We start from the raw sequence: 397 nt of genomic DNA on the forward strand, positions 1-397 counted from the left end.
TACTTGTTTTAATTGATTTTCAGAGCATTCAATAATCATCTCTTTGGAATCTGTAAATAACTCAACTTGAATGTTTGTCATAATTGCTTTTGTGTTAATTAACGACACAACATTTTTGAATATTTGACAAATATTTTTCTTCTCAGTAGGGATTTCATCTGTTTTAGCAATCGACAAAAATTCCTGAAGGATTGCTTCAATTCTCTCGATTTCAGAAAGCATAAGATTAAAATATTTTTCTTGATCCTCTTTGTTAATTTGGAATAATTGTATAAATCCTTTTATTACAGTTAAAGGGTTCCTCACTTCATGTGCTACACCGGCTGCTAATTGACCAATTGCCGCAAGTGTATCTGATTTATTTAGCAATTCTTCTGCCTTTTTCCGCTCTGTAATA

General features: G+C 31.0%; 1 protein-coding gene. It reads right to left on the minus strand.

All coding sequences use genetic code 11. The annotated features are described in order from the left end of the window. Positions 1-397 (minus strand): histidine kinase dimerization/phospho-acceptor domain-containing protein (locus tag V7038_RS24020; RefSeq protein ID WP_335695748.1); only part of this gene is annotated, 397 nt, incomplete at both ends.

The organism is Bacillus sp. JJ783 (assembly GCF_036963225.1).
Taxonomy (GTDB): domain Bacteria; phylum Bacillota; class Bacilli; order Bacillales; family Bacillaceae_G; genus Bacillus_A; species Bacillus_A cereus_U.